Source organism: Kitasatospora sp. NPDC001225 (assembly GCF_053597855.1).
The window spans coordinates 107,520-130,695 of the sequence record NZ_JBSFJC010000005.1; the positions used below are offsets into that span (position 1 = coordinate 107,520).

Annotated in this window: 24 protein-coding genes; 19 read left to right on the plus strand and 5 right to left on the minus strand. The window is 71.4% G+C overall.

Annotated elements, in window-relative coordinates; genetic code table 11:
• Positions 1–22 precede the first annotated feature (22 nt).
• From ACWDCZ_RS02955 to ACWDCZ_RS03010, 12 genes are all read left to right on the plus strand, one after another.
• Positions 23–1,312 carry an MraY family glycosyltransferase gene (locus ACWDCZ_RS02955; RefSeq protein WP_049651812.1) on the plus strand — a complete coding sequence of 430 codons (1,290 nt, stop codon included), beginning with the start codon at positions 23–25 and terminating at the stop codon, positions 1,310–1,312.
• A 296-nt stretch (positions 1,313–1,608) separates the two neighbouring features.
• Entirely contained in the window at positions 1,609–2,052 is a 444-nt protein-coding gene (locus tag ACWDCZ_RS02960; protein ID WP_049651807.1) for a hypothetical protein, read from the plus strand.
• Between the two features lie 285 nt (positions 2,053–2,337).
• On the plus strand, positions 2,338–3,150 hold the full coding sequence (atpB, locus tag ACWDCZ_RS02965; protein WP_049651806.1) for a F0F1 ATP synthase subunit A: 813 nt from the start codon (positions 2,338–2,340) through the stop codon (positions 3,148–3,150).
• A gap of 96 nt (positions 3,151–3,246) precedes the next feature.
• On the plus strand, positions 3,247–3,483 hold the full coding sequence (atpE, locus tag ACWDCZ_RS02970) for an ATP synthase F0 subunit C (protein ID WP_031074289.1): 237 nt from the start codon (positions 3,247–3,249) through the stop codon (positions 3,481–3,483).
• Between the two features lie 35 nt (positions 3,484–3,518).
• The gene (locus tag ACWDCZ_RS02975; RefSeq protein WP_107086439.1) at positions 3,519–4,079 is read left to right on the plus strand and encodes a F0F1 ATP synthase subunit B; all 561 of its coding nucleotides are present in this window, start codon (positions 3,519–3,521) and stop codon (positions 4,077–4,079) included.
• Positions 4,076–4,891 (plus strand): F0F1 ATP synthase subunit delta, encoded by an 816-nt coding sequence (locus ACWDCZ_RS02980; protein ID WP_049651805.1) that lies wholly within the window; start codon positions 4,076–4,078, stop codon positions 4,889–4,891. Before ACWDCZ_RS02975 ends, ACWDCZ_RS02980 begins: the two co-directional genes overlap by 4 nt.
• Positions 4,892–5,047: 156 nt before the next feature.
• Positions 5,048–6,622 (plus strand): F0F1 ATP synthase subunit alpha, encoded by a 1,575-nt coding sequence (atpA, locus tag ACWDCZ_RS02985; protein ID WP_049651804.1) that lies wholly within the window; start codon positions 5,048–5,050, stop codon positions 6,620–6,622.
• A gap of 32 nt (positions 6,623–6,654) precedes the next feature.
• A complete protein-coding gene (locus tag ACWDCZ_RS02990; protein ID WP_049651803.1) occupies positions 6,655–7,569 on the plus strand; it encodes a F0F1 ATP synthase subunit gamma in 915 nt (304 codons plus the stop codon).
• A 2-nt stretch (positions 7,570–7,571) separates the two neighbouring features.
• On the plus strand, positions 7,572–9,017 hold the full coding sequence (atpD, locus tag ACWDCZ_RS02995; protein WP_049651802.1) for a F0F1 ATP synthase subunit beta: 1,446 nt from the start codon (positions 7,572–7,574) through the stop codon (positions 9,015–9,017).
• Positions 9,018–9,203: 186 nt separating this feature from the next.
• Positions 9,204–9,587: a F0F1 ATP synthase subunit epsilon gene (locus ACWDCZ_RS03000; RefSeq protein ID WP_030235805.1), complete on the plus strand. Its 384-nt coding sequence runs from the start codon at positions 9,204–9,206 to the stop codon at positions 9,585–9,587.
• Positions 9,588–9,735: 148 nt separating this feature from the next.
• Positions 9,736–10,236, plus strand: coding sequence for a DUF2550 domain-containing protein (locus ACWDCZ_RS03005; RefSeq protein ID WP_049651801.1), 501 nt, complete (start codon positions 9,736–9,738; stop codon positions 10,234–10,236).
• Between the two features lie 53 nt (positions 10,237–10,289).
• Positions 10,290–10,862 (plus strand): cob(I)yrinic acid a,c-diamide adenosyltransferase, encoded by a 573-nt coding sequence (locus ACWDCZ_RS03010; protein WP_049651800.1) that lies wholly within the window; start codon positions 10,290–10,292, stop codon positions 10,860–10,862.
• 65 nt (positions 10,863–10,927) lie between these two features.
• Here the strand turns inward: ACWDCZ_RS03010 and ACWDCZ_RS03015 are convergent, their stop codons facing one another.
• On the minus strand, positions 10,928–11,548 hold the full coding sequence (locus ACWDCZ_RS03015; protein WP_063780161.1) for a hypothetical protein: 621 nt from the start codon (positions 11,546–11,548) through the stop codon (positions 10,928–10,930).
• A 157-nt stretch (positions 11,549–11,705) separates the two neighbouring features.
• On the opposite strand from ACWDCZ_RS03015, the gene ACWDCZ_RS03020 reads away from it, so the two are divergent.
• The 5 genes from ACWDCZ_RS03020 (at position 11,706) to ACWDCZ_RS03040 (ending at position 17,836) form a co-directional block, all read left to right on the plus strand.
• Complete coding sequence (locus tag ACWDCZ_RS03020; protein WP_117489546.1) at positions 11,706–12,914, plus strand: sensor histidine kinase; 1,209 nt, start codon at positions 11,706–11,708, stop codon at positions 12,912–12,914.
• The gene (locus ACWDCZ_RS03025; RefSeq protein WP_074001453.1) at positions 12,911–13,561 is read left to right on the plus strand and encodes a response regulator; all 651 of its coding nucleotides are present in this window, start codon (positions 12,911–12,913) and stop codon (positions 13,559–13,561) included. The genes ACWDCZ_RS03020 and ACWDCZ_RS03025 overlap by 4 nt, the downstream gene beginning before the upstream one ends.
• A 201-nt stretch (positions 13,562–13,762) precedes the next feature.
• A complete protein-coding gene (locus tag ACWDCZ_RS03030) occupies positions 13,763–14,632 on the plus strand; it encodes a 3-hydroxyacyl-CoA dehydrogenase family protein (protein ID WP_049651797.1) in 870 nt (289 codons plus the stop codon).
• 353 nt (positions 14,633–14,985) lie between these two features.
• Entirely contained in the window at positions 14,986–15,315 is a 330-nt protein-coding gene (locus ACWDCZ_RS03035) for an STAS domain-containing protein (RefSeq protein ID WP_049651796.1), read from the plus strand.
• A 247-nt stretch (positions 15,316–15,562) separates the two neighbouring features.
• Entirely contained in the window at positions 15,563–17,836 is a 2,274-nt protein-coding gene (locus tag ACWDCZ_RS03040) for an ATP-binding protein (RefSeq protein WP_449815070.1), read from the plus strand.
• A 4-nt stretch (positions 17,837–17,840) separates the two neighbouring features.
• On the opposite strand, the gene nucS is transcribed toward ACWDCZ_RS03040, so the two are convergent.
• On the minus strand, positions 17,841–18,500 hold the full coding sequence (gene nucS, locus ACWDCZ_RS03045; RefSeq protein WP_049655746.1) for an endonuclease NucS: 660 nt from the start codon (positions 18,498–18,500) through the stop codon (positions 17,841–17,843).
• Between the two features lie 480 nt (positions 18,501–18,980).
• On the opposite strand from nucS, the gene ACWDCZ_RS03050 reads away from it, so the two are divergent.
• A complete protein-coding gene (locus ACWDCZ_RS03050) occupies positions 18,981–19,373 on the plus strand; it encodes an SCO5389 family protein (RefSeq protein ID WP_030282024.1) in 393 nt (130 codons plus the stop codon).
• Between the two features lie 89 nt (positions 19,374–19,462).
• On the opposite strand, the gene ACWDCZ_RS03055 is transcribed toward ACWDCZ_RS03050, so the two are convergent.
• Positions 19,463–20,611 (minus strand): LLM class flavin-dependent oxidoreductase, encoded by a 1,149-nt coding sequence (locus tag ACWDCZ_RS03055; protein WP_449812626.1) that lies wholly within the window; start codon positions 20,609–20,611, stop codon positions 19,463–19,465.
• A gap of 390 nt (positions 20,612–21,001) precedes the next feature.
• Between ACWDCZ_RS03055 and ACWDCZ_RS03060 the strand changes: the two genes are divergently transcribed.
• Positions 21,002–21,325: a hypothetical protein gene (locus ACWDCZ_RS03060; RefSeq protein ID WP_049655743.1), complete on the plus strand. Its 324-nt coding sequence runs from the start codon at positions 21,002–21,004 to the stop codon at positions 21,323–21,325.
• A gap of 20 nt (positions 21,326–21,345) precedes the next feature.
• Here the strand turns inward: ACWDCZ_RS03060 and ACWDCZ_RS03065 are convergent, their stop codons facing one another.
• On the minus strand, positions 21,346–22,113 hold the full coding sequence (locus ACWDCZ_RS03065) for an ABC transporter permease subunit (protein WP_449815071.1): 768 nt from the start codon (positions 22,111–22,113) through the stop codon (positions 21,346–21,348).
• A gap of 1 nt (position 22,114) precedes the next feature.
• Entirely contained in the window at positions 22,115–23,119 is a 1,005-nt protein-coding gene (locus ACWDCZ_RS03070; RefSeq protein WP_387822042.1) for an ABC transporter ATP-binding protein, read from the minus strand.
• Positions 23,120–23,176 lie beyond the last annotated feature (57 nt).

Sequence of the window (23,176 nt, forward strand, 5' to 3'; positions counted from 1 at the left end):
ACAGTGATGCAGGAGGCCAGTGGTGCGTGAGTATCTGCTGGTGCTGTTCTGCACCGCCGCCGTCACCTACCTGTTGACGGGCCCGGTCCGGAAGTTCGCCATCGCGGCCGGCGCCATGCCGCCGGTGCGCGCCCGTGACGTGCACCGCGAACCCACGCCGCGGCTCGGCGGCATCGCGATGTTCGGCGGACTGTGCGCGGGCATCCTGGTCGCCTCGCAGCTGGACAACCTGAGCAAGGTGTTCTCCCAGGGCACCGACATCCGCGCGCTGCTGTCCGGGGCCGGGATCATGTTCCTGCTCGGGGTGCTCGACGACAAGTGGGGCGTGGACGCGCTGGTGAAGCTCGGCGGCCAGATGATCGCCGCCGGCGTGATGGTCTGGCAGGGCGTCACGGTGATCACCCTCCCGGTGCCCGGTGTCGGCCCGGTCGCGGTGAGCCCGACCCAGGGCATGGTCATCTCGGTCACCCTGGTCGTCGTCATGGTCAACGCGGTGAACTTCATCGACGGACTGGACGGCCTGGCCGGCGGCATGGTGTGCATCGCCGCGATGGCCTTCTTCCTGTACAGCTACCGGCTCTGGTACGGCTACACGATCTCCGACGCGGCCCCCGCCGTGCTGTTCAGCGTGCTGCTGATCGGCATGTGCCTGGGCTTCCTGGCGCACAACATGCACCCCGCGCGGATCTTCATGGGCGACTCCGGCTCGATGATGCTGGGCCTGATGCTGGCCGTCGCCGCGATCTCCATCACCGGCCGGGTCGACCCGGACCTGATCAGCAACGAGGCCGGCTCGCAGACCGCCGCCGTGCACGCCCTGGTGCCGATCTACATCCCGCTGCTGCTGCCGCTGACGGTCATCGCGCTGCCGCTGGCCGACCTGCTGCTCGCGGTGGTGCGCCGCACCTGGGCGGGCCAGTCCCCGTTCGCCGCGGACAAGCGCCACCTGCACCACCGGCTGCTCCAGGTGGGGCACTCGCACAGCCGCGCCGTGATGATCATGTACTTCTGGGCCGCGCTGATCGCCTTCGGCTCGGTCGCCTTCTCGGTGACCAACACCGGCCGCACCGTCGTCCTGACGCTCGCCGGGCTCTGCCTGGTCGGCCTGGTGGTGCTGCTCACCCCGCGGTTCCGGCCGCGCGCCCCGCGGGCGGTGCAGTCCTTCGTCCCCCCGCGCTACCGCCGGCAGCAGAGCGGTCCGATGGCTGAACTGTCGGCCAAGGACAAGGAACTCCTGGGTGAAGCCGGGCGGGAGTCCGGCGTGGGCTCCACCGCGGTCGGCTCCCACCCCAAGGCCACCGGCCGCCACTGACAAGGGAGTTGATGCCACGACAGGTGGCCGTCACCCGAACGGCGGAATCGTTGCGCCGTTGGTGTGACAGGTGCCACACATTCATGGTAAAGCTCTCATCAAATAGTTTGTGATACCGTTCACGAGTATCGAGAACACGCCGAAAGACCTGACAGGTGGATGACTTCCGTCCCTGTCGGTCTCCCTCACCGGGCCCGTCGCTCACATGGCGGCCCGCGGCGATGCCTCGGTCCGGTGTCACCCGCCACCGCAGTGCCCGTCCCCCGCCACATCGACATGCCGCCGGAGCTGCCGACATGCCGTCCACCGACGCCCGGATCCTCCGAGGCGCCGCGATTCCCACTGCGGTCGCCGGAATCATCGCCATGGTGATCTCCTTTGCCGTTGCCGGTGGGAAGGGGCTGCTCGGCGCCCTCTTCGGCGCGCTCCTCGTGATGGCCTTCTTCAGCTTCGGCCAGGTCGCGCTCGACCGGCTGACCAGGTCGAACCCGCAGATCATGATGGCCGCGGCGCTGCTGGTGTACACCACGCAGATCCTGCTGGTCGGCATCGTGCTCGCGGTCTTCAAGGACACCGAGCTGTTCAACCGGCAGGCCTTCGCGTTCACCCTGCTCGGCTGCGCCCTGATCTGGACGGGCTTCCAGGTGCGCGGTGCGCTCAAGGCCAAAACCTTCTACGTCGACCCCGACGCCTCCGAAAAGAAGGGCGACAAGCCCTCCGACAAGGGGCGTCAACAGTGACGAGGCCCAACTGTCCCCCCAACGAGGGGGGCGGTGTTTATGCCGCACTGACGGGCTGCTATCGTCCGTCGCAACAACGGAGTACGGGAAGAGGCCTGGTCTGTCCGGAGAGCGGACGGATCGCCCCCCTGATCCGCGCAGTCTTCGATGATCCCGCTGTGGTGCCGTGCACCGGCGCGCGGGGTCGGCGAGAAACCCATCAAGTTCCAGTGCCGCTCCGTGGTCGCAGGCCACGCCGACACACCGAGGTTGCCGTAACCATGCGTCACGACGAAGGAGTCCGCGGTGAGTGCTGAACTCACGTCCCTCGCCTCAGGCAGTTGCCACTTCGGGGACGCTGGCTGTGGCTTCCCGGCCCCGGGTCTGAACGAGTTCCAGTTCAAGCCGATCTTCTCGATCGGCAGCATCGAGTTCAACAAGCCGATGCTGCTGTCGATCATCGTCGCGCTCCTGGTCGTCGTGTTCTTCTGGGCCGCCTTCGCCAAGCCGCGCCTCGTCCCCGGCAAGCTGCAGCTGGTCGGTGAGATCGGCTACGACTTCGTCAAGCGCTCCATCGTGCTGGAGACGATCGGCAAGAAGGGCGAGAAGTACGTCCCGATGCTGGTCTCGATGTTCTTCTTCATCTGGTTGATGAACATCATGTCGATCATCCCGTTCGCACAGTTCCCGGTGTCGGCGGCGATCGCGTTCCCGGCCGGCCTCGCTGCGGTCGTGTGGATCACCTACATGACGCTGACCTTCAAGAAGCACGGCTTCGTCGGCGGTCTCAAGAACCTCTGCTGGCCGTCGGGCATCCCCGGCTGGGTCATGTTCATCCTGGTGCCGATCGAGTTCTTCTCGAACATCTTCGTGCGCCCCTTCACGCTCGCGGTCCGAGCCTTCGCGAACATGTTCGCCGGCCACCTGCTGATCGTGATGTTCTCCATCGCCTCCTGGTACCTGCTCAGCCCGTCCCTGGGCGCGCTGTACGGCTCGGCCTCGTTCATCGTGGCCGTCGGCCTGACCGCCTTCGAGCTGCTGGTCCAGTTCCTGCAGGCCTACATCTTCGTGATGCTGGCCAGCAGCTACATCGCCGGTGCCCTGGAAGAGGCGCACTGAGCCCCGGGGCCCCGGCCCCGCCGAGAACCACTTCCCGTCCCGGATCGCCCGGTGGCCAATCACCACCGGTTCACCACCCTGCAAAGGACAACGTCAATGAGCATCCTCGCTGAGGGCACTGTCTACGGTTCCGTCGCCTCCCTGGGCTACGGCCTCGCCGCCATCGGCCCCGGCATCGGCGTCGGTCTGATCTTCGGTAACGGTGTCCAGGCCATGGCCCGCCAGCCCGAGGCTGCCGGTCTCATCCGTTCCAACATGTTCATCGGCTTCGCGCTGACCGAGGCGCTCGCCCTCATCGGCATCGTCATGCCGTTCGTCTTCGGCAACAAGTAATCCCGCCGTAGACCCTTTCTGAGGAAGGTCCAGATATGAGCATGGCGATCGTCCAGCTCGCGGCCGAGGAGAAGATGAACCCTCTCCTCCCCGCGTGGCCCGAGATCATCATCGGCCTGCTCTGCTTCTTCATCGTCTTCGGTCTGCTCGGCAAGAAGCTCCTCCCCAGCATCGAGAAGGTGCTGTCGGAGCGCCGGGACGCGATCGAGGGCGGGATGGAGCGCGCCGAGGCCGCCCAGGTGGAGGCCCAGGCCCTGCTTGAGCAGTACCGCGCCGAGCTCGCCGAGGCGCGCCACGAGGCTGCCCGCATCGTCGAGCAGGCTCGCGAGCAGGGTGCCGCCCAGCTCGCCGAGATGCGCGAGGAGGGCCAGCGCCAGCGCGAGGCCATCGTCGCCGCCGGTCACGCCCAGATCGAGGCGGACAAGAAGCAGGCCACTGCCGCCCTGCGTCAGGACGTGGGCTCGCTGGCCACCCAGCTGGCGTCCCGCATCGTGGGTGAGTCCCTCGAGGACCACACCCGGCAGAGCGGCGTCATCGACCGCTTCCTGGACGAGCTGGAGGCCAAGGCCGCCGTTGCTCAGGGTGCGGCCAAGTGATCGGCGCCAGCCGTGAGGCCCTCGTCGCCGGCCGGCAGAACCTGGAGAGCCTGACCGACTCCACCTCGGTGGACGCGGCCAAGCTCGCCGAGGAGCTCACCGCCGTCACGGCCGTGCTGGACCGCGAGGTGTCGCTGCGCCGCGTCCTGACCGACCCCTCGCGGTCGGGCCAGGACAAGGCCCAGCTGGTCACCTCGCTGCTGACCGGCCAGGTCTCCGGCGAGGCCGTCGACCTGGTCTCCGGCCTGGTCCGCTCCCGCTGGTCGGGCTCGCGCGACCTGGTGGACGCGACCGAGGAGCTCGCCGCCTACGCGGAGATCATCGCCGCGGACAAGGCCGGCGCCCTGGACGACGTCGAGGACGAGCTCTTCCGCTTCGGCCGGGTGGTGAGCGGCTCGCACGAGCTGCGCGCCGCGCTGACCGAGCCGAAGGCCGGTGCCGTCGCGAAGGCCGGGCTGATCGGCAAGCTGCTCGGCGGCCGCGCCAACGCCGGTACCGTCCGGCTGGTCACCGCCCTCGTCAACGTGCCGCGTGGCCGTAGCCTGGAGCAGGGCCTGGAGTCCTACTCGAAGCTCGCCGCCGCGCGCCGCGGCCGCGTGGTGGCCCTGGTCACCACCGCGGTGCCGCTGTCGGACACCCAGAAGGAGCGCCTGTCCGGTGCTCTGGCCCGGATGTACGGCCGCCAGGTCCACCTGAACATCGACGTCGACCCCGAGGTCGTCGGCGGCGTCCGGGTGCAGATCGGCGACGAGATCATCAACGGCACCGTGTCGAGCCGCCTCGAGGGCGCTCGCCAGTCGCTCGAAGGCTGAGCACCCAAGCAGCACATCCGACCCTCGGTCGGGAAACCGGCTCCCCAAGGAGCCGGCACATCGTACGGCCGGTTCGGAAGACCCGGCCGAGAGTCGAATACTTGCGGCCCTCAATGGCGGGCCGAGGATCGCAAACTAGGAGAGCAGGGAAGCCTGATGGCGGAGCTTACGATCCGTCCGGAGGAGATCCGGGACGCGCTGGCCGACTTTGTCCAGTCGTACCAGCCGGACGCCGCTTCTGTGGAAGAGGTCGGCAAGGTCACTGACGCGGCGGACGGCATCGCGCATGTCGAGGGCCTGCCCTCGGTCATGGCGAACGAGCTGCTGAAGTTCGAGGACGGCACGCTCGGCCTCGCGCTGAACCTCGACACCCGCGAGATCGGTGTCGTCGTCCTCGGTGAGTTCGGCGGCATCGAAGAGGGCCAGACCGTGCGCCGCACCGGCGAGGTCCTCTCGGTTCCGGTCGGCGACGGCTACCTCGGCCGCGTCGTGGACCCGCTGGGCAACCCGATCGACGGCCTGGGCGACATCGCCGCCACCGGTCGCCGTGCCCTGGAGCTGCAGGCCCCCGGCGTCATGGCCCGCAAGTCGGTCAAGCAGCCGCTGCAGACCGGTATCAAGGCCATCGACGCGATGACCCCGATCGGCCGCGGCCAGCGCCAGCTGATCATCGGCGACCGCCAGACCGGCAAGACCGCGGTGGCCGTCGACACGATCATCAACCAGCGTGACAACTGGCGCTCGGGCGACCCGGAGAAGCAGGTCCGCTGCATCTACGTCGCCGTGGGCCAGAAGGGCTCCACCATCGCGTCCGTCCGCGGCGCCCTGGAGGAGGCCGGCGCGCTGGAGTACACCACCATCGTGGCCGCTCCCGCCTCCGACCCGGCCGGCTTCAAGTACCTCGCCCCGTACACCGGTTCGGCCATCGGCCAGGAGTGGATGTACGACGGCAAGCACGTCCTGATCATCTTCGACGACCTGTCGAAGCAGGCCGAGGCCTACCGTTCCGTCTCCCTGCTGCTGCGCCGCCCGCCGGGCCGCGAGGCCTACCCGGGTGACGTCTTCTACCTGCACTCCCGCCTGCTGGAGCGCTGCGCGAAGCTGAACGACGCCCTGGGCGGCGGCTCGATGACCGGTCTGCCGATCATCGAGACCAAGGCCAACGACGTCTCGGCGTACATCCCGACCAACGTCATCTCCATCACCGACGGCCAGTGCTTCCTGGAGTCCGACCTGTTCAACGCCGGCATCCGCCCGGCCGTGAACGTCGGTATCTCGGTCTCCCGCGTCGGTGGCTCCGCCCAGATCAAGGCCATGCGCTCGGTCGCCGGCCGCCTGCGTCTGGACCTCGCCCAGTACCGTGAGCTGGAGGCCTTCGCCGCCTTCGGTTCCGACCTGGACGCGGCCTCCAAGGCCCAGCTGGAGCGCGGTGCGCGCATGGTCGAGCTGCTGAAGCAGGGCCAGTACCAGCCGTTCCCGGTCGAGGAGCAGGTCGTCTCCATCTGGGCCGGCACCACCGGCAAGCTGGACGACGTCCCGGTCGCCGAGATCCGCCGCTTCGAGCGCGAGTTCCTGGACCACGTCCGCCTCCAGCACAAGGACCTGCTGGCCGGCATCGTGGAGACCGGCCTGCTGGCCGACGGCACCGTCGACGCTCTGACCAGCGCCGTCGAGGCCTTCAAGCAGGGGTACCAGACCGCTGACGGCAAGCTGCTCTCCGAGCAGGCCTGAGTCCGGTAGCGAGGGAAAGGACGTAACGACCCATGGGAGCACAGCTTCGGGTCTACAAGCGCCGGATCCGCTCTGTCACCGCGACGAAGAAGATCACCAAGGCGATGGAGATGATCTCCGCGTCGCGCATCGTCAAGGCGCAGCGCGCGGTGGCCGCCTCCACTCCGTACGCCGATGAGCTCACCCGGGCGGTGACGGCGGTGGCCACCCGGTCCAACGCCAAGCACCCGCTCACCACCGAGAACCCGGCCGCCAAGCGCGCCGCGGTCCTGCTGATCACGGCGGACCGCGGCCTGGCGGGCGGCTACTCGACCAACGCCATCAAGGCCGCCCAGGTGCTCAGCGAGCGCCTGCGGTCCGAGGGCAAGGACGTGGTGACGTACATCATCGGCCGCAAGGGCGTCTCGTACTACACGTTCCGCGGCCTGACGGTGGCGGACTCGTGGACGGGGTTCTCGGACAAGCCGACCTACGGTGACGCGAAGACCGTGGCGGCCGACCTGATCGAGGCCTTCACGGCCGAGACCGGCGGCGTGGACGAGCTGCACCTGGTCTCCACCGAGTTCGTGTCGATGCTGACGCAGAACGCGGTCGAGGCGCGGCTGCTGCCGCTGAAGCTGGACGAGGTCCAGCTCAGCGACCAGTCGCCGGCCAAGTCGGAGATCTTCCCGCTGTACGACTTCGAGCCGTCGGCGGAGGGCGTCCTGGACGCGCTCCTGCCGCGGTACGTCGAGAGCCGGATCTACAACGCGCTGCTGCAGTCGGCCGCTTCCGAGCACGCCGCCCGCCGCCGCGCGATGAAGAGCGCGACGGACAACGCCGGCGAGCTCATCAAGTCGCTCACGCGGCTTGCCAACTCGGCCCGTCAGGCCGAGATCACCCAGGAAATCAGCGAGATCGTCGGCGGCGCCAACGCCCTCGCCGACGCTAGCCGCGGGAGCGAATGAGTATGACCACCACTGTTGAGCCGACCACGGCGACGGGCCGCGTCGCGCGGGTCATCGGCCCGGTCGTCGACGTGGAGTTCCCCGTCGACGCGATTCCGGACATGTACAACGCCCTGCACGTCGAGGTGGACAACCCCGACGGCACGGGCAAGAAGATCCTGACCCTCGAGGTCGCCCAGCACCTCGGCGACGGCATGGTCCGCGGCATCTCGATGCAGCCGACCGACGGCCTGGTCCGCGGTTCGCAGGTCTCCGACACCGGTGCGGCGATCTCCGTCCCGGTCGGCCAGATCACCAAGGGCAAGGTGTTCAACGCCCTCGGTGACGTGCTGAACGTCGACAAGGCGGAGTTCGACAAGCAGGTCGAGGTCCGCTGGCCGATCCACCGCAAGGCTCCCGAGTTCAAGGACCTCGAGTCCAAGACCGAGATGTTCGAGACCGGTATCAAGGTCATCGACCTGCTCACCCCGTACGTCACGGGTGGCAAGATCGGTCTGTTCGGTGGTGCCGGTGTCGGCAAGACCGTTCTGATCCAGGAGATGATCTACCGCGTCGCCGAGAACTTCGGTGGTGTGTCGGTGTTCGCCGGTGTCGGCGAGCGCACCCGTGAGGGCAACGACCTCATCGACGAGATGGTCGACTCGGGCGTTCTGGACAAGACCGCGCTGGTCTTCGGCCAGATGGACGAGCCGCCGGGCACCCGTCTGCGGGTCGCGCTGTCCGCGCTGACCATGGCGGAGTACTTCCGTGACGTCGAGAAGCAGGACGTGCTCCTCTTCATCGACAACATCTTCCGGTTCACCCAGGCCGGTTCCGAGGTGTCGACCCTGCTCGGCCGCATGCCCTCCGCGGTGGGCTACCAGCCGAACCTGGCCGACGAGATGGGCCTCCTCCAGGAGCGCATCACCTCGACCCGCGGTCACTCGATCACCTCGATGCAGGCGATCTACGTCCCCGCGGACGACCTGACCGACCCGGCGCCGGCCACCACCTTCGCCCACCTGGACGCGACGACCGTTCTGTCGCGCCCGATCTCGGAGAAGGGCATCTACCCGGCCGTCGACCCGCTGGACTCCACGTCCCGCATCCTCGACCCGCGGTACATCGCGCAGACCCACTACGACACGGCCATCCGTATCAAGGGGATCCTGCAGAAGTACAAGGACCTCCAGGACATCATCGCGATCCTCGGTATCGACGAGCTGTCCGAAGAGGACAAGATCACGGTGCACCGTGCCCGTCGCATCGAGCGCTTCCTCTCGCAGAACACCTACGTGGCGAAGCAGTTCACCGGTGTCGAGGGTTCGACCGTGCCGCTGTCGGAGACCATCGAGGCCTTCAACGCGATCGCGGACGGCAAGTACGACTCCGTCCCGGAGCAGGCCTTCTTCATGTGCGGTGGCATCGAGGACCTCGAGAAGAACGCCGCCGAGCTGGCGAAGAAGTAATCGCGGCCGGTAGCAGCTGAGCGTGACCGTGAGGGGTGGGCCCCAGCCCTGGGACCCACCCCTCGCGTCGCATCGGCTGTGATTCCGGTCAAATCCGTGCCGCCGGTTTCATGCCGGAGGCGCGGGGCCGTTATTCTTACCGAAACTCCCGAGTAATCGGGCGTTGCATGAGCCTAGGAGCCCACGTTGGCTGAGCTGCACGTCGAGCTGGTCGCAGCCGACCGCAAGGTGTGGTCCGGTGCGGCCACCATCGTCGTCGCCCGTACGGCCTCCGGTGACACCGGCATCATGCCGGGCCACACCCCGGTGCTGAGCGTGCTGGAGACCGGTCCCGTCACCATCCGCACGGTGGACGGCGGCACCGTGATCGCCGCGGTGCACGGCGGCTTCATCTCCTTCGCCGACAACAAGCTGTCTCTGCTCGCGGAGATCGCCGAGCTGGCGGACGAGATCGACGTCGCGCGTGCCGAGCGCGCACTGGAGAAGGCCAAGTCGGGCCTGGACGAGCACGCCGAGCGGCGCGCCGAGGTCCGTCTGTTCGCGGCGCGCGGCCTCAAGGCCCACGCCTGAGTGCGCCGGACCCCGGTTTAGCGGGGTCGACCGACGGTCCCGGGGACGCGCGAGCGTGACCCCGGGACTGTCGTCGTAGTTGGTAGGTCAGCGCGGTCGCTTGATACGACCGTTACGGGGAACGCGGGTAGCGAGGAGGTAGGTGAGCATGGTCCTCGCGCTTGTGGTGTGTGCGGCGGTCGTGGCCCTGGGAGTGATCGGGCTGATGGCCTTCGCCGTCCGACGCCGCCTGATCCAGCGGGTCGGCGGCACCTTCGACTGCAGTTACCGGCTCAAAATGCCCGCCGACGCCTCGACGCAGCCCGACCTCGACGAGAACGGCAAACCCACCTCAGCCCCGGTCCCCCCGACCGACGGCAAGGGGTGGGTTTTTGGTATCGGCCGCTACAGCGGTGACTCGATCGAGTGGTTCCGGGTCTTCTCGTACGCCCCGCGCCCGCGCAAGATGCTTCCGCGCCGGGAGATCGAGGTGCTCGGCCGGCGCTACCCGGAGGGCCAGGAGGAGCTGGCGCTGCTGTCCGGCTCGGTGGTGCTGCGCTGCCTGCACAACGGGGCGCCGCTGGAACTGGCGATGAGCGAGGACGCGCTGACCGGCTTCCTGGCCTGGCTGGAGGCGGCCCCGCCCGGGCAGAGGGTCAATGTCGCGTAGCGGCCTCTCCAGGCGGGGTTAACGCCGCCTAACCCGGCGGCTACGCTGGCCGCATGGTCAATCTGACGCGCATCTACACCCGTACCGGCGATGACGGCACCACCGCGCTCGGCGACATGAGCCGGACCAGCAAGACCGATCCGAGACTGATCGCGTACGCGGACGCCAACGAGGCGAACGCGGCGATCGGGGTGGCCCTCGCCGTGGGGGAGCTGCCGGAGGACATGACGGCGGTGCTCGTCCGGGTCCAGAACGACCTGTTCGACGTCGGCGCCGACCTGTCCACCCCGGTGGTGGAGGACCCGAAGTACCCGCCGCTGCGGGTGCTGCAGTCCTACATCGACCGGCTGGAGGCGGACTGCGACGACTACCTGGCGCGGGTGGAGAAGCTGCGCAGCTTCATCCTGCCCGGCGGCACGGCCGGGGCGGCCCACCTGCACCTGGCCTGCACGGTGGTCCGACGGGCCGAGCGCTCCACCTGGTCGGCGATCGCGGAGCACGGCGACAGCGTCAACCCGCTGACCGCGAAGTACCTCAACCGGCTGTCCGACCTGCTGTTCATCCTGGCCCGGGTGGCCAACAAGGAGCGCGGCGACGTGCTCTGGGTCCCGGGCGAGAACCGCTAGAACGCGACGAGGGCCCGTCCCCGGACTCCTCCCCCGTGGGGGTCCGGGGACGGGCCCTCGACGGTTCAGGGCCGGTCGGCGGGGGTGCCGCCGGGGGTGGTCCCGGCGAGGGTCTTCCCGGTGACCACCCGGCCGTCCTCGACCAGCACGCCGGCCGGCGGCTGCTTGGGCCAGAGCGAGTAGCAGCCGGCCACGATCACGTTGACCACGGCGGCGATGCCCAGCTTGAGGTACCACTGGAGGAAGGTGCCGAAGTGGGCGGAGCCCGCGGAGAGCGGGACGAGCAGGGTGATCAGGCTCAGCGTGACGGCGGCGGACACGACGGTCCGGCCGGCGATCTGCCACTCGTACCTGGTCCGCTCGGGCCCGTACTTGGGCGAGGGCAGCGGCTTGGGGCCGCCGGCGAAGCGGTGCAGGAAGTGCCGGTCGGCCCAGCGGACCAGCGAGGGGCCGTAGCCGATCGAGAAGCCCGCGTAGCTCGCGGCCAGGGCGTGCGTCCAGCTCGCGGTGGAGCCGCCGCGCAGGTCGAGGACGGTGAGGGCGTAGAGGGTGAGGTCGACCAGTGGCAGACCGACCAGCAGCGCGGTGCTGGTGCGGCGCCACCGGAGCAGGTAGCGGGTGGCGAGGCCGAGGCCGAGCAGGATCCAGAAGGAGATCTCGGCCGCGACGATGAGGGTGACGATCACGTTCTGCTCCCGGGTGTTTCGGCGGTGCTTCCAGCCTGGTGCGCGGGCGTGCCGCTGTCGTCGTCGCGCGGTGCCGTAGCGGCCTGCACCTTTCGATGTAGCGGGCTCCTCCGTGGACCGGAGCCGGGCGGGCCGCCGGGGATGGTGAGATGGGAACGTGCCCCTCCCGTTCCCCGCCCTCTCCCCGCGCCGGCAGGACCAGCTGATCGCCCTCTGCGGGCTGCTCGGCGGTTCGGTGCTGATCGTCTTCAAGGTGTACGACCGGGCCGACCGGGTGCCGCTGTGGGCGGTGGTGCTGCCGCTGGTGGTGCTGGCGGGGCTGGAGCTGGTGCGCCGGACCAGGCCGGTGCTCGCGGTGTCGCTCGGCGGGCTGGCCTTCGCGGGCAGCCTGTTCGCCGGCAGCCTGCTGGCGACGCTGATCATGTACACCGACCTGCTGTACGCGGCGGTGATCTACGGGACCCCGCGGATGTCCCGGGTGCTGCACCTGAGCGGCGGGGCCACCGTGCTGGCGCTCTCCACCCTCGCGGCGATCTACGGCGGGACGTCCGGCGCGCTGCTGGTGGTGGTGGTCAGTTCGCTGGTCTTCCTGGCCCCGGTGTGGACCGGGGACGTGGTGCGCAAGCACCGGGAGGAGGCGGAGGCCGAGCGGCTGCGGGCGGAACAGACCGCGCTGCTCTCGGAGATGGACCGGCGCGAGGCGATCGGCGCCGAACGGGCCCGGATGGCACGGGAGTTGCACGACGTGGTGGCCAACCACCTGTCGGCGATCGCGATCCACGCCACCGGCGCCCAGTCGGTGGCCCGGCGCCGGAGCCTGCCCGAGGACGATCCGCTGGTGGAGGTGCTGGCGGTGATCCGGGAGAACAGCGTCCAGGGATTGGCCGAAATGCGACGCATGATCGGGCTGCTCCGGGACAGCGGCGGGGGAGAGGTGGACGAGTCCTACGCGGCGCCCGACCTGGCCGCGGTGGACGCCCTGCTGGCCAAGGCCCGGGCGGCCGGCCAGGACGTCGGGCTGGACTTCGAGCTGTCCGAGTCCGGCGAGCGCGGCGACCTTCCGGTGCCGGTCGGGCTGGCCGCGTACCGGATCGTCCAGGAGTCGCTGACCAACGCGCTCAAGCACGCCGGGCCCGGACTGGTGAGCCTGCGGCTGGAGTTCGCGCCCGAGGAGCTGCGGATCGCCGTGGACAGCCCGTACCGGGGCGGGCCGGGCCGCGGGCTGCCCGGCGCCCGGGCGGGGCTGGTGGGCATGGCGGAACGGGCCGGGCTGCTCGGCGGCAGCTTCGAGGCCGGGCCGCGGGACGGGTACTGGAGGGTGCGCGCGGTGCTGCCGCGCGCCCAGGGGAACGAGGGGCGGGCATGACGATCCGGGTACTGGTGGCCGAGGACCAGGCGGCGGTGCGGGCGGCGCTGGTGATGATCCTGCGCGCCGAGCCGGGCTTCGAGGTGGTCGGGCAGGCCGCCGACGGCGAGGAGGCCGTCCGGCTGGCGCTGGAGCTGCGGCCGGACGTGGTGCTGATGGACGTGCAGATGCCCCGGCTGGACGGCGTCTCGGCGACCCGCGAGGTGGTCGCCGCCGGGGCCGGGCAGGTGCTCGTGCTGACCACCTTCGACCTGGACGAGTACGTCTACGGCGCGCTGCGGGCCGGCGCCTCCGGCTTCCTGCTCAAGGACCTGGAGGCGGACACCCTGGTCGAGGGCATCCGCACGGTGGCGCGCGGGGACGGCATGCTGGCGCCCTCGGTGACCAAGCGTCTGATCGGGGCCTTCGCCCGCCCCGAGCGGACGGTCGGACCGGAGGCCCGGGCGGCGGTGGGGGCGCTGACCGGCCGCGAGCGGGAGGTGCTGGCCTGCATCGGCTCCGGGATGTCCAACGGGGAGATCGCGGCCCGGCTGGAGATGGCGGAGGCGACCACCAAGACGCACGTCAGCCGCATCCTGGCGAAGCTGCGGCTGCGCAGCCGGGTGCAGGCGGCGATCCTGGCCCAGGACCTCGGGCTGACCATCTGATCACCCTCTTGTCGCCCTCCGGTCGCCTTCTTGGGCGACCGACCAGGTCGGTTGCAGATCACACTCCCGATTGCTATTGCACGGGGGATTTGGGCATTAGAGTCCGGCCAGAGCGATGCGGCTCCTACGGCGGGCGACCCCTGTCCTGAGCCGCCTTCAGGGCCCGCCCGCAGGGCGGCGACGGCATCGGGAGACCCAGCCATGAGCAATGCGTCCAGCAAGCAGATCGCCGTGATCGGTGCCGGCCTGATGGGCGCCGGCATCGCCCAGGTGTCCGCGCAGGCCGGCCACCCGGTGGTGCTGCGGGACGTCACCGAGGAGGCGCTCCAGCGGGGCCTGGCGGGCATCCGCGCCTCGTACGGGAAGTTCGTCGCCAAGGGCAGGCTGAGCGCCGAGGACGCCGAGGCCGCGCTGGGCCGGATCACCACCACCACCGACCTGGGCGCCGTCGCCGAGGCCGACATCGTGGTCGAGGCCGTGTTCGAGAAGCTGGAGGTCAAGGAGGGCGTCTTCCGCGAGCTCGACAAGCTCGCCAAGGACGGCGCCGTGCTGGCCTCCAACACCTCCGCCATCCCGATCACCCGGATCGCCGCCGCCACGGAGCGCCCGGAGTCGGTCGTCGGCGTCCACTTCTTCTCGCCGGTCCCGATGATGAAGCTGGTCGAGCTGGTCCGCGGCTACAAGACCAGCGACGAGACGCTGGCCACCGCCCGCGCCTACGCCGAGGGCGTCGGCAAGGAGGTCGTGGTGGTCAACCGCGACGTGGCCGGCTTCGTGACCACCCGCCTGATCACCGCGCTGGTCGTCGAGGCCGCCAGCCTGTACGAGTCGGGCGTGGCCACCGCCGAGGACATCGACACCGCCTGCCGGCTCGGTTTCGGCCACGCGATGGGCCCGCTCCAGACCGCCGACCTGACCGGCGTGGACATCCTGCTGCACGCCGCCCGCAACATCTACGACGAGACCCAGGACGAGAAGTTCGCCGCGCCGGAGATCATGGCCCGCATGGTCACCGCCGGTGACCTGGGACGCAAGAGCGGCCGCGGCTTCTACCCGTACGAGGGCAAGTGAGCCGGCGGGGCTGAACGACCGGCGGGCCGTGCGATCGGAGCATCGTACGGCCCGCTCCGCCGGGCCGGGTGAGTTTCCTCACGCAGCGTGCCGCAGACGGGTGATTTGGGCGGTAATCGAGCGTAGGTGTGGGGCCGACCTGCGTATATTCCCTCGGACGGGTGAAGTTGCTTCAGATCTGGCCGGAACCAGCAACCTGCGGAGCCGGTTCACCGTCAGATGAGGGAACCCGGCATTCCGCCCGGGGCCGGGTGAGGGGCTGCGGCCCGCCCGGACGAACCCCCCGCTCCCGTACCCGGCACGGCCGGGGCGGACCCGCCCCGCACCAGGCCGTCCAGGCGAAGGAGGAGAGCATGCGCATCACCGGCGACCACACGGCGCTGGCCATCGAAGGCCGCCTCGACGTGCGCACCGCCGCCGACGCGCGGGTCCGGTTGCACCAGGCCGTGGACGGCGGCCTCGGCGACCTCGTGCTCGACCTCGCCCGGCTGGAGTTCTGGGACGCCACCGGGCTCGGCGTGATCATGGGCACCCACCGGCGGGCCGGCCGGATCGGCCGCCGCCTGGTGCTGCGCTCCGTCCCGGCCCAGCTCCAGCGGCTGCTGGTGGCCACCAAGCTGCACCGCATCCTGGCCGTCGACGGCGCCGCGGGCGTCGCCGAGGCGCACGGGGTCGCGCTCTAAAGACGGTCGCTCCGCGCGCCGGACCGCACGCCCGCGTACGTCCGACCCCGCCCGCGCAACGCCCCTGGTCAGCGCCGCCGACCGGTCGTCAGCCACGGACCGCTCTGCACGGTCGGGGCCGGATGTGCAAGAGTCTGCCCGTCAGAAGACGGCCGCCGGGGCTGCCTCCAGCCCGGCCGCGGCCGCGAGCGGGACGTCAGCCGGGCGGCGCGGGGCGCCGACGGCCGAGCACGATGCGGAGCAGAACGTGTCACAGCCATCCGGTGAGTTCCGGCAGGAGGCCGTCCGCACCCGTGGCGGTGAACTGGTCTCCGGCGGCCTGCTGGTGGGCGTCGGCGCACCGGACGGCTCCGAGGCCAGGACCTGTCCCGAGGAGTGGCGTCCGCGTCCGCGCCGGACCGGACGCAGCGAGCCCGCCCGCGGTCCGGTCGGCGGCGTCGGCCGTGCGGTCGGCCCGCTCGCGCTCGGCGCCGGGCCCGCCGACCTGCCGATGCTGGACCGCGAGGTCGACGTCGTCGAACTGCTCGGCCTGCTCTCCGAGGGCCGCTCGATACGCCTGGTCGGCCAGGCCGGCTCGGGCCGCAGCGCGCTGCTGTCGGCCGTCGCCGAGGCCGCCGCCGACCTCGCCCCCGGTGGAGTGGTGCAGCTCTGCGGCCACCGCCGGACCCTTCCCGACCTGCTCCAGGACCTCTTCGCGGCCACCCACCACGCCCCCGGCTACCGCCCCGACCCCGGGCAGTTGGCCGCCCACCTCGCCGAGGTCGGCGCGATCGTGGTGATCGACTCCGCCGAGCCCGCGGGCGCCGAGCTGGAGCAGCTGCTCGCCGCCGCCCCCGGCTGCGCCTTCCTGATCTCCGCCGCTCCGGACGGCCCGCCGCTGCCGGCCGGCTCCCGGCTCCAGGACCACCTGGTGGCCGGGCTCTCCCGCTCCGCCTGCCTCGCCCTCACCGCCCGGCTGGCCGGGCGGCCGCTGGACGTCGACGAGAAGGCCTGGGCGGTGGACCTCTGGTTCGAGTCCGAGGGCCTGCCGCTGCGCTTCGTCCAGGCCGCCGCCCTGCTGCGCCAGCGGGACGTCGCGGTGGACGCGCTGGTCGCCGCCGAGGACGACCGGATGGACGTCTTCGGGGCCGTCGAGGGGCCCGTCCACGACCCGGACCCGGCGATCCGGGAGGACGCGCTGCGCCGCACCGTCCCGCTGCCCTCGGTGGCGGAGACCGCCTCGCCCGCGGTCCGGCTCGCCGAGGGGCTGAGCGAGCCCGCGCAGGCCGTGCTGCGGCTCGCCGTCGCGCTCGGCGGCGAGTGCCCCACCGCGCCGCACCTGCCGGCGCTGATCGACGTCGGGCAGGGCGAGGCCGCGCTCGCCGAACTCGCCGACGCCGGACTGGCGGTGTCCATCGGCGGGCACCACCGGCTGACCGCCGGCGCGCAGGACCTGCTCGCCCCGCACTGGCCGGCCCGCGGCTGCGTCGACGGCGCCGCCCAGCACTTCGCCTGGTGGGTCGGGCACAGCTCGGTGACGCTGGAGCAGATCGCCGCCGAGGCCGAGGTGATGATCGGGGTGCTGCTCGCCGACCGCACCGCCGGGCGGCACGACGCGGTGGTCCGGCTCGCCCGTGCGGCGGCGCCCGCGCTGGCGCTGTCGCTGCGCTGGGGCGCCTGGGAGCGGGTGCTCCAGCTCGGTCTGGAGGCGGCCCGCCAGACCGGTTCGGCGGTCGACCAGGCCTGGTTCCACCACGAGGCGGGCGTGCACGCGATCTGCCTCCAGCAGCCCTCCCGGGCCATCGCCGAACTGGAGACCGCGCTCACCCTGCGGGCCGCCGCGGGCGACCAGCGCGGGGTGGCCGCCGTCGGCCGGATGCTCGACCTGCTGCGCGCCGAGGGCCGGCAGCTGCCGGCCGCCGCGCCCGCCGTGGCGGGGCCCGGCCGCGCCCCGGTGATCCGCAAGATCGCGGCCCGGGTGCCGGCCCGCCTGAAGTCCAGCCGGCGGCGGCGGGCGGCCGTGGTCTCCACGGCGGTGCTGACCCTGGGGGTGCTCGGCACGGCGGTGGCGATGAGCTTCAGCGGGCCGGACGAGGTCAAGGGGAAGGACCCGTACAGCGGCCGGATGGACGGCGGCGGCGACACCCAGGAGGCGCCGTTCCCGCAGCCCTCCGGCAGCACCGGGGCGGGGACGGCCGGTGCCGGGCCGGGCAGCCCGGCGGGGCAGGGGAGCGGCCCGCAGCCGTCCACGAGCGGCAGTGCCTCGCACGCGTCGAGCGCCTCGCCGACCAGGCGGCCGAGCTCCTCGCCGGGGGCGGGCGAGTCGCAGGCCCCGCAGCAGTCGCAGCCGCCCGCACCGGGCCAGTCGCAGCCGCCGGTCCAGCCGCCGGGTCAGTCGCCGCCGCCCCAGCAGACGGGGCAGCCCTCGCAGCCGCCGACGACGGGCCACAGCTCGTCGGCCCCGGCGTCCACCGCGAGCTCGCCGCCGCCCACGTCAGGGTCGCCGACGACCCCGAGCGGGACGGCGAGCGCGACGCCGTGAGCGGTCAGAACAGCTTGAGCTTGTCGTCGTCGATGCCGCGCAGCTCGTCGTAGTCCAGCACCACGCAGCCGATGCCGCGGTCGGTGGCCAGCACGCGGGCCTGCGGCTTGATCTCCTGCGCGGCGAAGACGCCCTTGACCGGGGCCAGCAGCGGGTCCCGGTTGAGGAGTTCGAGGTAGCGGGTGAGCTGTTCGACACCGTCGATCTCGCCGCGGCGCTTGATCTCGACGGCCACCGTGGAGCCGTCGGCGTCGCGGCAGAGGATGTCGACCGGGCCGATCGCCGTGGGGTACTCGCGGCGGATCAGCGACCAGCCGGCACCGAGCACCTCCATCCGGTCCGCGAGCAGCTCCTGGAGGTGTGCCTCCACGCCGTCCTTGATCAGGCCCGGGTCGACCCCGAGCTCGTGGGACGAGTCGTGCAGCACCTCCTCCAGCGTGATGATGAGCTTCTCGCCGGCCTTGTTCTCCACCGTCCAGACCCCGTCGGCCTCCTTGAGGACGCACGGCGGGGACATCCAGTTGAGCGGCTTGTAGGCGCGGTCGTCGGCGTGGATGCTGACGCTGCCGTCGGCCTTGACCAGGATCAGCCTGGTGGCGGAGGGCAGATGGGCGGAGAGCCGACCGGCATAGTCGACTGAGCAGCGGGCAATTACGAGACGCACGGTCGACCACGCTAGCCCACCGGGGCCAGTTGATGCGATTCCGCGACGGCTGGGTGAAGAAAGCGCGAACCCGGCCAACATTGAGGTCCTGCGGTCCGGCTACCGCCCGTCGAGGCCTGGCGCCCCCACCCTCGGGTCGCTACGGTGTGTGACGACACGCTCGCGGGATCGCTGTCAACGGGGATGGAGACTTCAGATGAACGATCCGACGGGATCCGGCCAATCTGGTGCACCGCACTGTGTTTCCGAAGCAATCCACAGGAATGACGGGCCCGCCGCTCCGTTGACTGCCACGCTGTTGTGAGCGCGTTCGGTGTCCGGGACGTCACGTCCCGTGGCGCCGCCGCCGTCGCGAAGGCGCCGGAAACCCCTGTCCCTCGGTGTTCCGGACGCCCCATGCGAAACCACCACCCTCACTGTGAGCTTGACCTACGCACGACCACCCGGGCGCCGCGCGGGTGGACCGCGAGAGGAGAATCCATGTCGCTCGACGTCTCACCGGCCCTGCTGGAGAAGGCCGAGCGGGGCGAGGTCGACGAGCGGGAATTCGTCGACTGCGTCCGCGTCTCGCTGCCGTACGCCTGGGACCTGATCAGCTCGCTGGTCGCCCAGGCGAAGGTCGACGGCACCGACTTCGCCGACAACCAGGTGCCACCGCCCAGCGAGCAGGCCCGTGGCCAGCTGCTGCGCGCCCTCGCCAGCGACGCCATCCGGGGCGCCCTGCAGCGCCACTTCGGGGTCCGGCTGGCGTTCCAGAACTGTCACCGGGTCGCGGTGTTCCTGCCGTCGGAGGCCAACGCGGCGCGGTACGACCGCTTCACCTCGGTCCGGGAGCAGCTGCTCAACCAGTCCGAGGAGCTGCGGGACTGCTGATCGCCTTCCCGCGGTGCCGCGGCGCCGGCCGCCCCGTTCCCCGGTGCGGGGGGAGGGGCGGCGGCCCGGGCCCGCGACCCGTACGGGGCTCAGCCCAGTTGCGGCAGCACCTCGGAGCCGAGCCGGGCGATGTTGTGCAGGGTCGCCTCCTCGTCGCCGCTGCCCTCGGCGAGCAGGGCGAAGCGCCGGATGCCGGTGCGTTCGGCGGTGGCCAGCAGCCGGTCGGCGCACTGCCGCGGGGTGCCCACCGCGTGCAGGTCGCAGAGCAGCTCGGTGTACTGGCGCGGGTCGCGCATCCTGCGTTCGCGGCCGTCCACGGTGCGGTGGGCGCCGAGCCCGTACTCGAACCAGCCGGGCATCGCGTTCAGCAGTGTGGACCTGGCCGCCGCGGCGCGGTCGTCGACCTGGGCCACCCCGGCCGCGACGTGCCGGCGGCCGATCCGGCGCAGCTGCTCCTCGGACCGCCCGGCGGCCAGCCAGGCGGACCGGTACAGCTCCAGCATCCGCAGCTTGTCCTCGTCCCCGGAGTGCATGCCGAGCAGCATCGGCAGGCCGCGCTCGGCGGCCATCCGCACCCCGCCTGGCGAGGTGCAGGCGACCACCACGGGCGGTCCTGACACCGGCCGCCCGGAGGCGGTGAGCTCCTCGCCGAGGCCCCCGTCGTCCCGGCGCTGGCGCGGGAAGCGCACCGGGCCGGACCGCTGGCCCAGGCCGAGCCAGCTGCTCAGGCCGGGCCGCCGCACCGGCTCGGTGGCCCGCGGCACCACCGCGACCTCGGGGAAGGCGAACTGCGGGCCGTCCGCGCCCACCCGGGAGCCGCGCAGCCAGCGCAGCAGCAGGTCCAGCCGCTCCGGGAAGCCGTTCTCGAAGGCGTCCACGCCGCCGCCGAACACGTCCAGGTCGATCCACGGGCCGCCGCGGCCCACCCCGAGCGTGAACCGTCCGCCGGAGGTGAGGTGCAGCAGCGCGGCCTGCTCGCCGAGCCCCACCGGGTGGCGGGTGGAGAGCACGCTGACCGCCGTGCCGACGCCGATCCGGCGGGTGCGGCCGAGCAGCAGCCCGGCCAGCGTGGCGGCGTCCGGGCACACCCCGTACGGCACGAAGTGGTGCTCGGCCAGCCAGACGCTGTCCAGGCCCGCGCGTTCGGCCTCGACGGCGGAGTGGACGGTGCGCTCCAGCGCCTCGCCGTGGCTCTGCCCGGGGAACTGCGCGGACAGCAGGAACAGGCCGACCCGCACCGGACCGGTGGCCGGCGGCAGCGCGCCGGCCCACTGGGTGGCCGGCAGCGGCTCGCCCGCGACGGCCGTCACCGGGGGGACGGAGGTCAGCGTCGGGCCGGGGGCGGGTGACCGGACCCCGACGGGCCGGCCGCTCTCGGCTCGGGCGCTGGTCTTGCTCATCGTGGGGCCTCCTCGGGTGCGCGCAGGGTCTGCGGGCCCCGCCTTCTCCCCCTGTGGGTATCGGATGTCATGTGCCAATGGCACGCCGAACCCCGAATTTCCCCGATGATCGGGTGGATCTCGGCAAAAACGCCGAAGTGCCGGACGGAGCCGTGGTAGTGGCCGTACGGGGCCCCGGGCGGCCGTAGGCTGGAACGACCCAGAGGCCAGCAGGAGAGGGAGTCCGCCGTGTCGCCGCGCCGCAACCGGATCAAGAGCGCCGCCCCCCACGAGAGCGCAGAACCGGCCGCCCCGCTCGGCGGTTCGCTGCGCCGCACCGAGAGCTACCAGGGCGACGACTGGGTGGTCCAGACGGTCGCCGGGACGGCCGGACGGTTCTACCGCTGCCCGGGCTGCGACCAGGAGATCCCGCCGGGGACGGGCCACGTGGTGGCCTGGCCGATGCACGGCGCGGGCGTGGACGACCGGCGGCACTGGCACCGCGCCTGCTGGGGAGCGCGGGAGCGCCGGGCCTCCAACCTGCTGCGGGGCCGCGGCGCTCCGCGGTACTGACGGCCGGGCCGCCGGGACGGCTACGCGTCGCGCTTCTTGAGCACCAGCGCGCCGCCGACCAGCGCCGCCGCCGTCCAGGCCAGGCAGATCAGGAAGCCGGTCCACGGCCCGTACGGCTGGCCGTGCTGCTCGTACACCAGCAGCATCCGGGAGCCCGCGTAGTCGGGGAAGTAGTGGGCCAGGGTCTTGACCTTCGGCACCGCCGAGAGGATCGGCGAGAGCAGGAAGAAGAACGGCACCAGCACGCCGAGCGCGAGCGTCTGGTTGTGCAGCATCGTGGTGACGCCCGCCGAGAACAGGCAGAGCAGCGTCAGGTACAGCGCCGCCCCGAACACCGCCCGCAGCACGTTCGGTTCGCCGATCATGGTGGAGTGCGCGCCGAGCAGCGCCTGGCCGGCGAAGAAGGTGGCGAAGGCCGTCACCAGCGAGACCGCGAGGGCCAGCGCGCCGAGCACCACGGCCTTGCCGGTGAGCAGGGTGCCGCGCTGCGGGACGGCGGCCAGGGTGACCCGGACCATGCCGCTGCTGTACTCGTTGCCGATCGCCAGCACCCCGAAGACGATGATCGCCAGCTCGCCGAGCATGATGCCGGAGAAGGACGTCCCGGTGGCGTCGAACGGAGACTGGTCGCCGCGGCGGAACTCGGTGAAGTTGTTGTTGGTGAGCAGGGACAGCAGCGCGCCGATGCCGACCGTGACGACGAAGGTCAGCGCGAGCGTCCAGACCGTCGAGCGGACACTGCGGATCTTCGTCCACTCGGAGCGCAGGACCGCGGGGAAGGACGCCATCTCAGTTCTCCTCCTGCCGTGCCGTGGTGTTCTGCGGGGTGCCGTCCGCCTTCCAGCCGGCGCCCCACTCGGTGGGCGCGCCGGCCGCGTCCAGGCCCGGGCCGTCGCCCGCGTGGTACTCCACCGAGTCGGCCGTCATCTGCATGAAGGCCTCCTCCAGCGAGGCCTGCTGCGGGCTGAGCTCGTGCAGCACCACGCCCTGGCCGGCGAACAGCTCGCCGAGCCGGGCGATGTCCCCGTCGACCACCTCGTAGGAGCCGTCCGGACCGGGTTCGTGCCGCAGGCCGGCCCGGGCCAGCACGTCGAGCAGCCGCTCGGGCTCGGGGCCGCGCAGCCGTACGGCGGAGCGGGAGTTGCGCCGGATGAACTCCGGCATCGGCAGGTCGGCGAGCAGCCGGCCCCGGCCGATGACCACCAGGTGGTCGGCGGTGACGGCCATCTCGCTCATCAGGTGGGAGGAGACGAAGACCGTCCGGCCCTCGCCGGCGAGGCGCTTCATCAGGTTGCGGATCCAGAGGATGCCCTCCGGGTCCAGGCCGTTGACCGGCTCGTCGAACATGACGATCTCCGGGTCGCCGAGCAGCGCGGAGGCGATGCCCAGGCGCTGGCCCATGCCGAGCGAGAAGCCGCGGGCCCGCTTGCGGGCCACCGGGGTGAGGCCGACCAGGGCGAGCACCTCGTCCACCCGGCGCTCGGGGATGCGGTTGCTCTGGGCGAGCCAGAGCAGGTGGTCGCGGGCGGTGCGGCCGGGGTGGACGGCCTTGGCCTCCAGCAGCGCGCCGATGTACTTGAGCGGCTCGCTGAGCTGGCCGTAGCGCTTGCCGTCGATGGTGACCCGGCCGGAGGTCGGGCGGTCGAGGTCGAGGATCATGCGCATGGTGGTGGACTTGCCGGCGCCGTTGGGGCCGAGGAAGCCGGTCACCACGCCCTGGGGGACCTGGAAGCTGAGGCGGTCCACCGCGAGGGTCTTGCCGTAACGTTTTGTCAGGTCGTGCAACTCGATCATTCGCGCTCCCTCAGGTCTTTGCCAGGCTAGGACAAAGGGGGTATCGCGGCCCGCTGA

Bases quoted from the DNA above. Each gene is read 5' to 3' on its own strand.
- ACWDCZ_RS02960 (WP_049651807.1), top strand. From the start codon at position 1,609: ATGCCGTCCACCGACGCCCGGATCCTCCGAGGCGCCGCGATTCCCACT.
- atpE (WP_031074289.1), top strand. From the start codon at position 3,247: ATGAGCATCCTCGCTGAGGGCACTGTCTACGGTTCCGTCGCCTCCCTG.
- ACWDCZ_RS02975 (WP_107086439.1), top strand. From the start codon at position 3,519: ATGAGCATGGCGATCGTCCAGCTCGCGGCCGAGGAGAAGATGAACCCT.
- atpA (WP_049651804.1), top strand. From the start codon at position 5,048: ATGGCGGAGCTTACGATCCGTCCGGAGGAGATCCGGGACGCGCTGGCC.
- ACWDCZ_RS02990 (WP_049651803.1), top strand. From the start codon at position 6,655: ATGGGAGCACAGCTTCGGGTCTACAAGCGCCGGATCCGCTCTGTCACC.
- atpD (WP_049651802.1), top strand. From the start codon at position 7,572: ATGACCACCACTGTTGAGCCGACCACGGCGACGGGCCGCGTCGCGCGG.
- ACWDCZ_RS03005 (WP_049651801.1), top strand. From the start codon at position 9,736: ATGGTCCTCGCGCTTGTGGTGTGTGCGGCGGTCGTGGCCCTGGGAGTG.
- ACWDCZ_RS03010 (WP_049651800.1), top strand. From the start codon at position 10,290: ATGGTCAATCTGACGCGCATCTACACCCGTACCGGCGATGACGGCACC.
- ACWDCZ_RS03025 (WP_074001453.1), top strand. From the start codon at position 12,911: ATGACGATCCGGGTACTGGTGGCCGAGGACCAGGCGGCGGTGCGGGCG.
- ACWDCZ_RS03030 (WP_049651797.1), top strand. From the start codon at position 13,763: ATGAGCAATGCGTCCAGCAAGCAGATCGCCGTGATCGGTGCCGGCCTG.
- ACWDCZ_RS03035 (WP_049651796.1), top strand. From the start codon at position 14,986: ATGCGCATCACCGGCGACCACACGGCGCTGGCCATCGAAGGCCGCCTC.
- ACWDCZ_RS03050 (WP_030282024.1), top strand. From the start codon at position 18,981: ATGTCGCTCGACGTCTCACCGGCCCTGCTGGAGAAGGCCGAGCGGGGC.
- ACWDCZ_RS03065 (WP_449815071.1), bottom strand. From the start codon at position 22,113: ATGGCGTCCTTCCCCGCGGTCCTGCGCTCCGAGTGGACGAAGATCCGC.
- ACWDCZ_RS03070 (WP_387822042.1), bottom strand. From the start codon at position 23,119: ATGATCGAGTTGCACGACCTGACAAAACGTTACGGCAAGACCCTCGCG.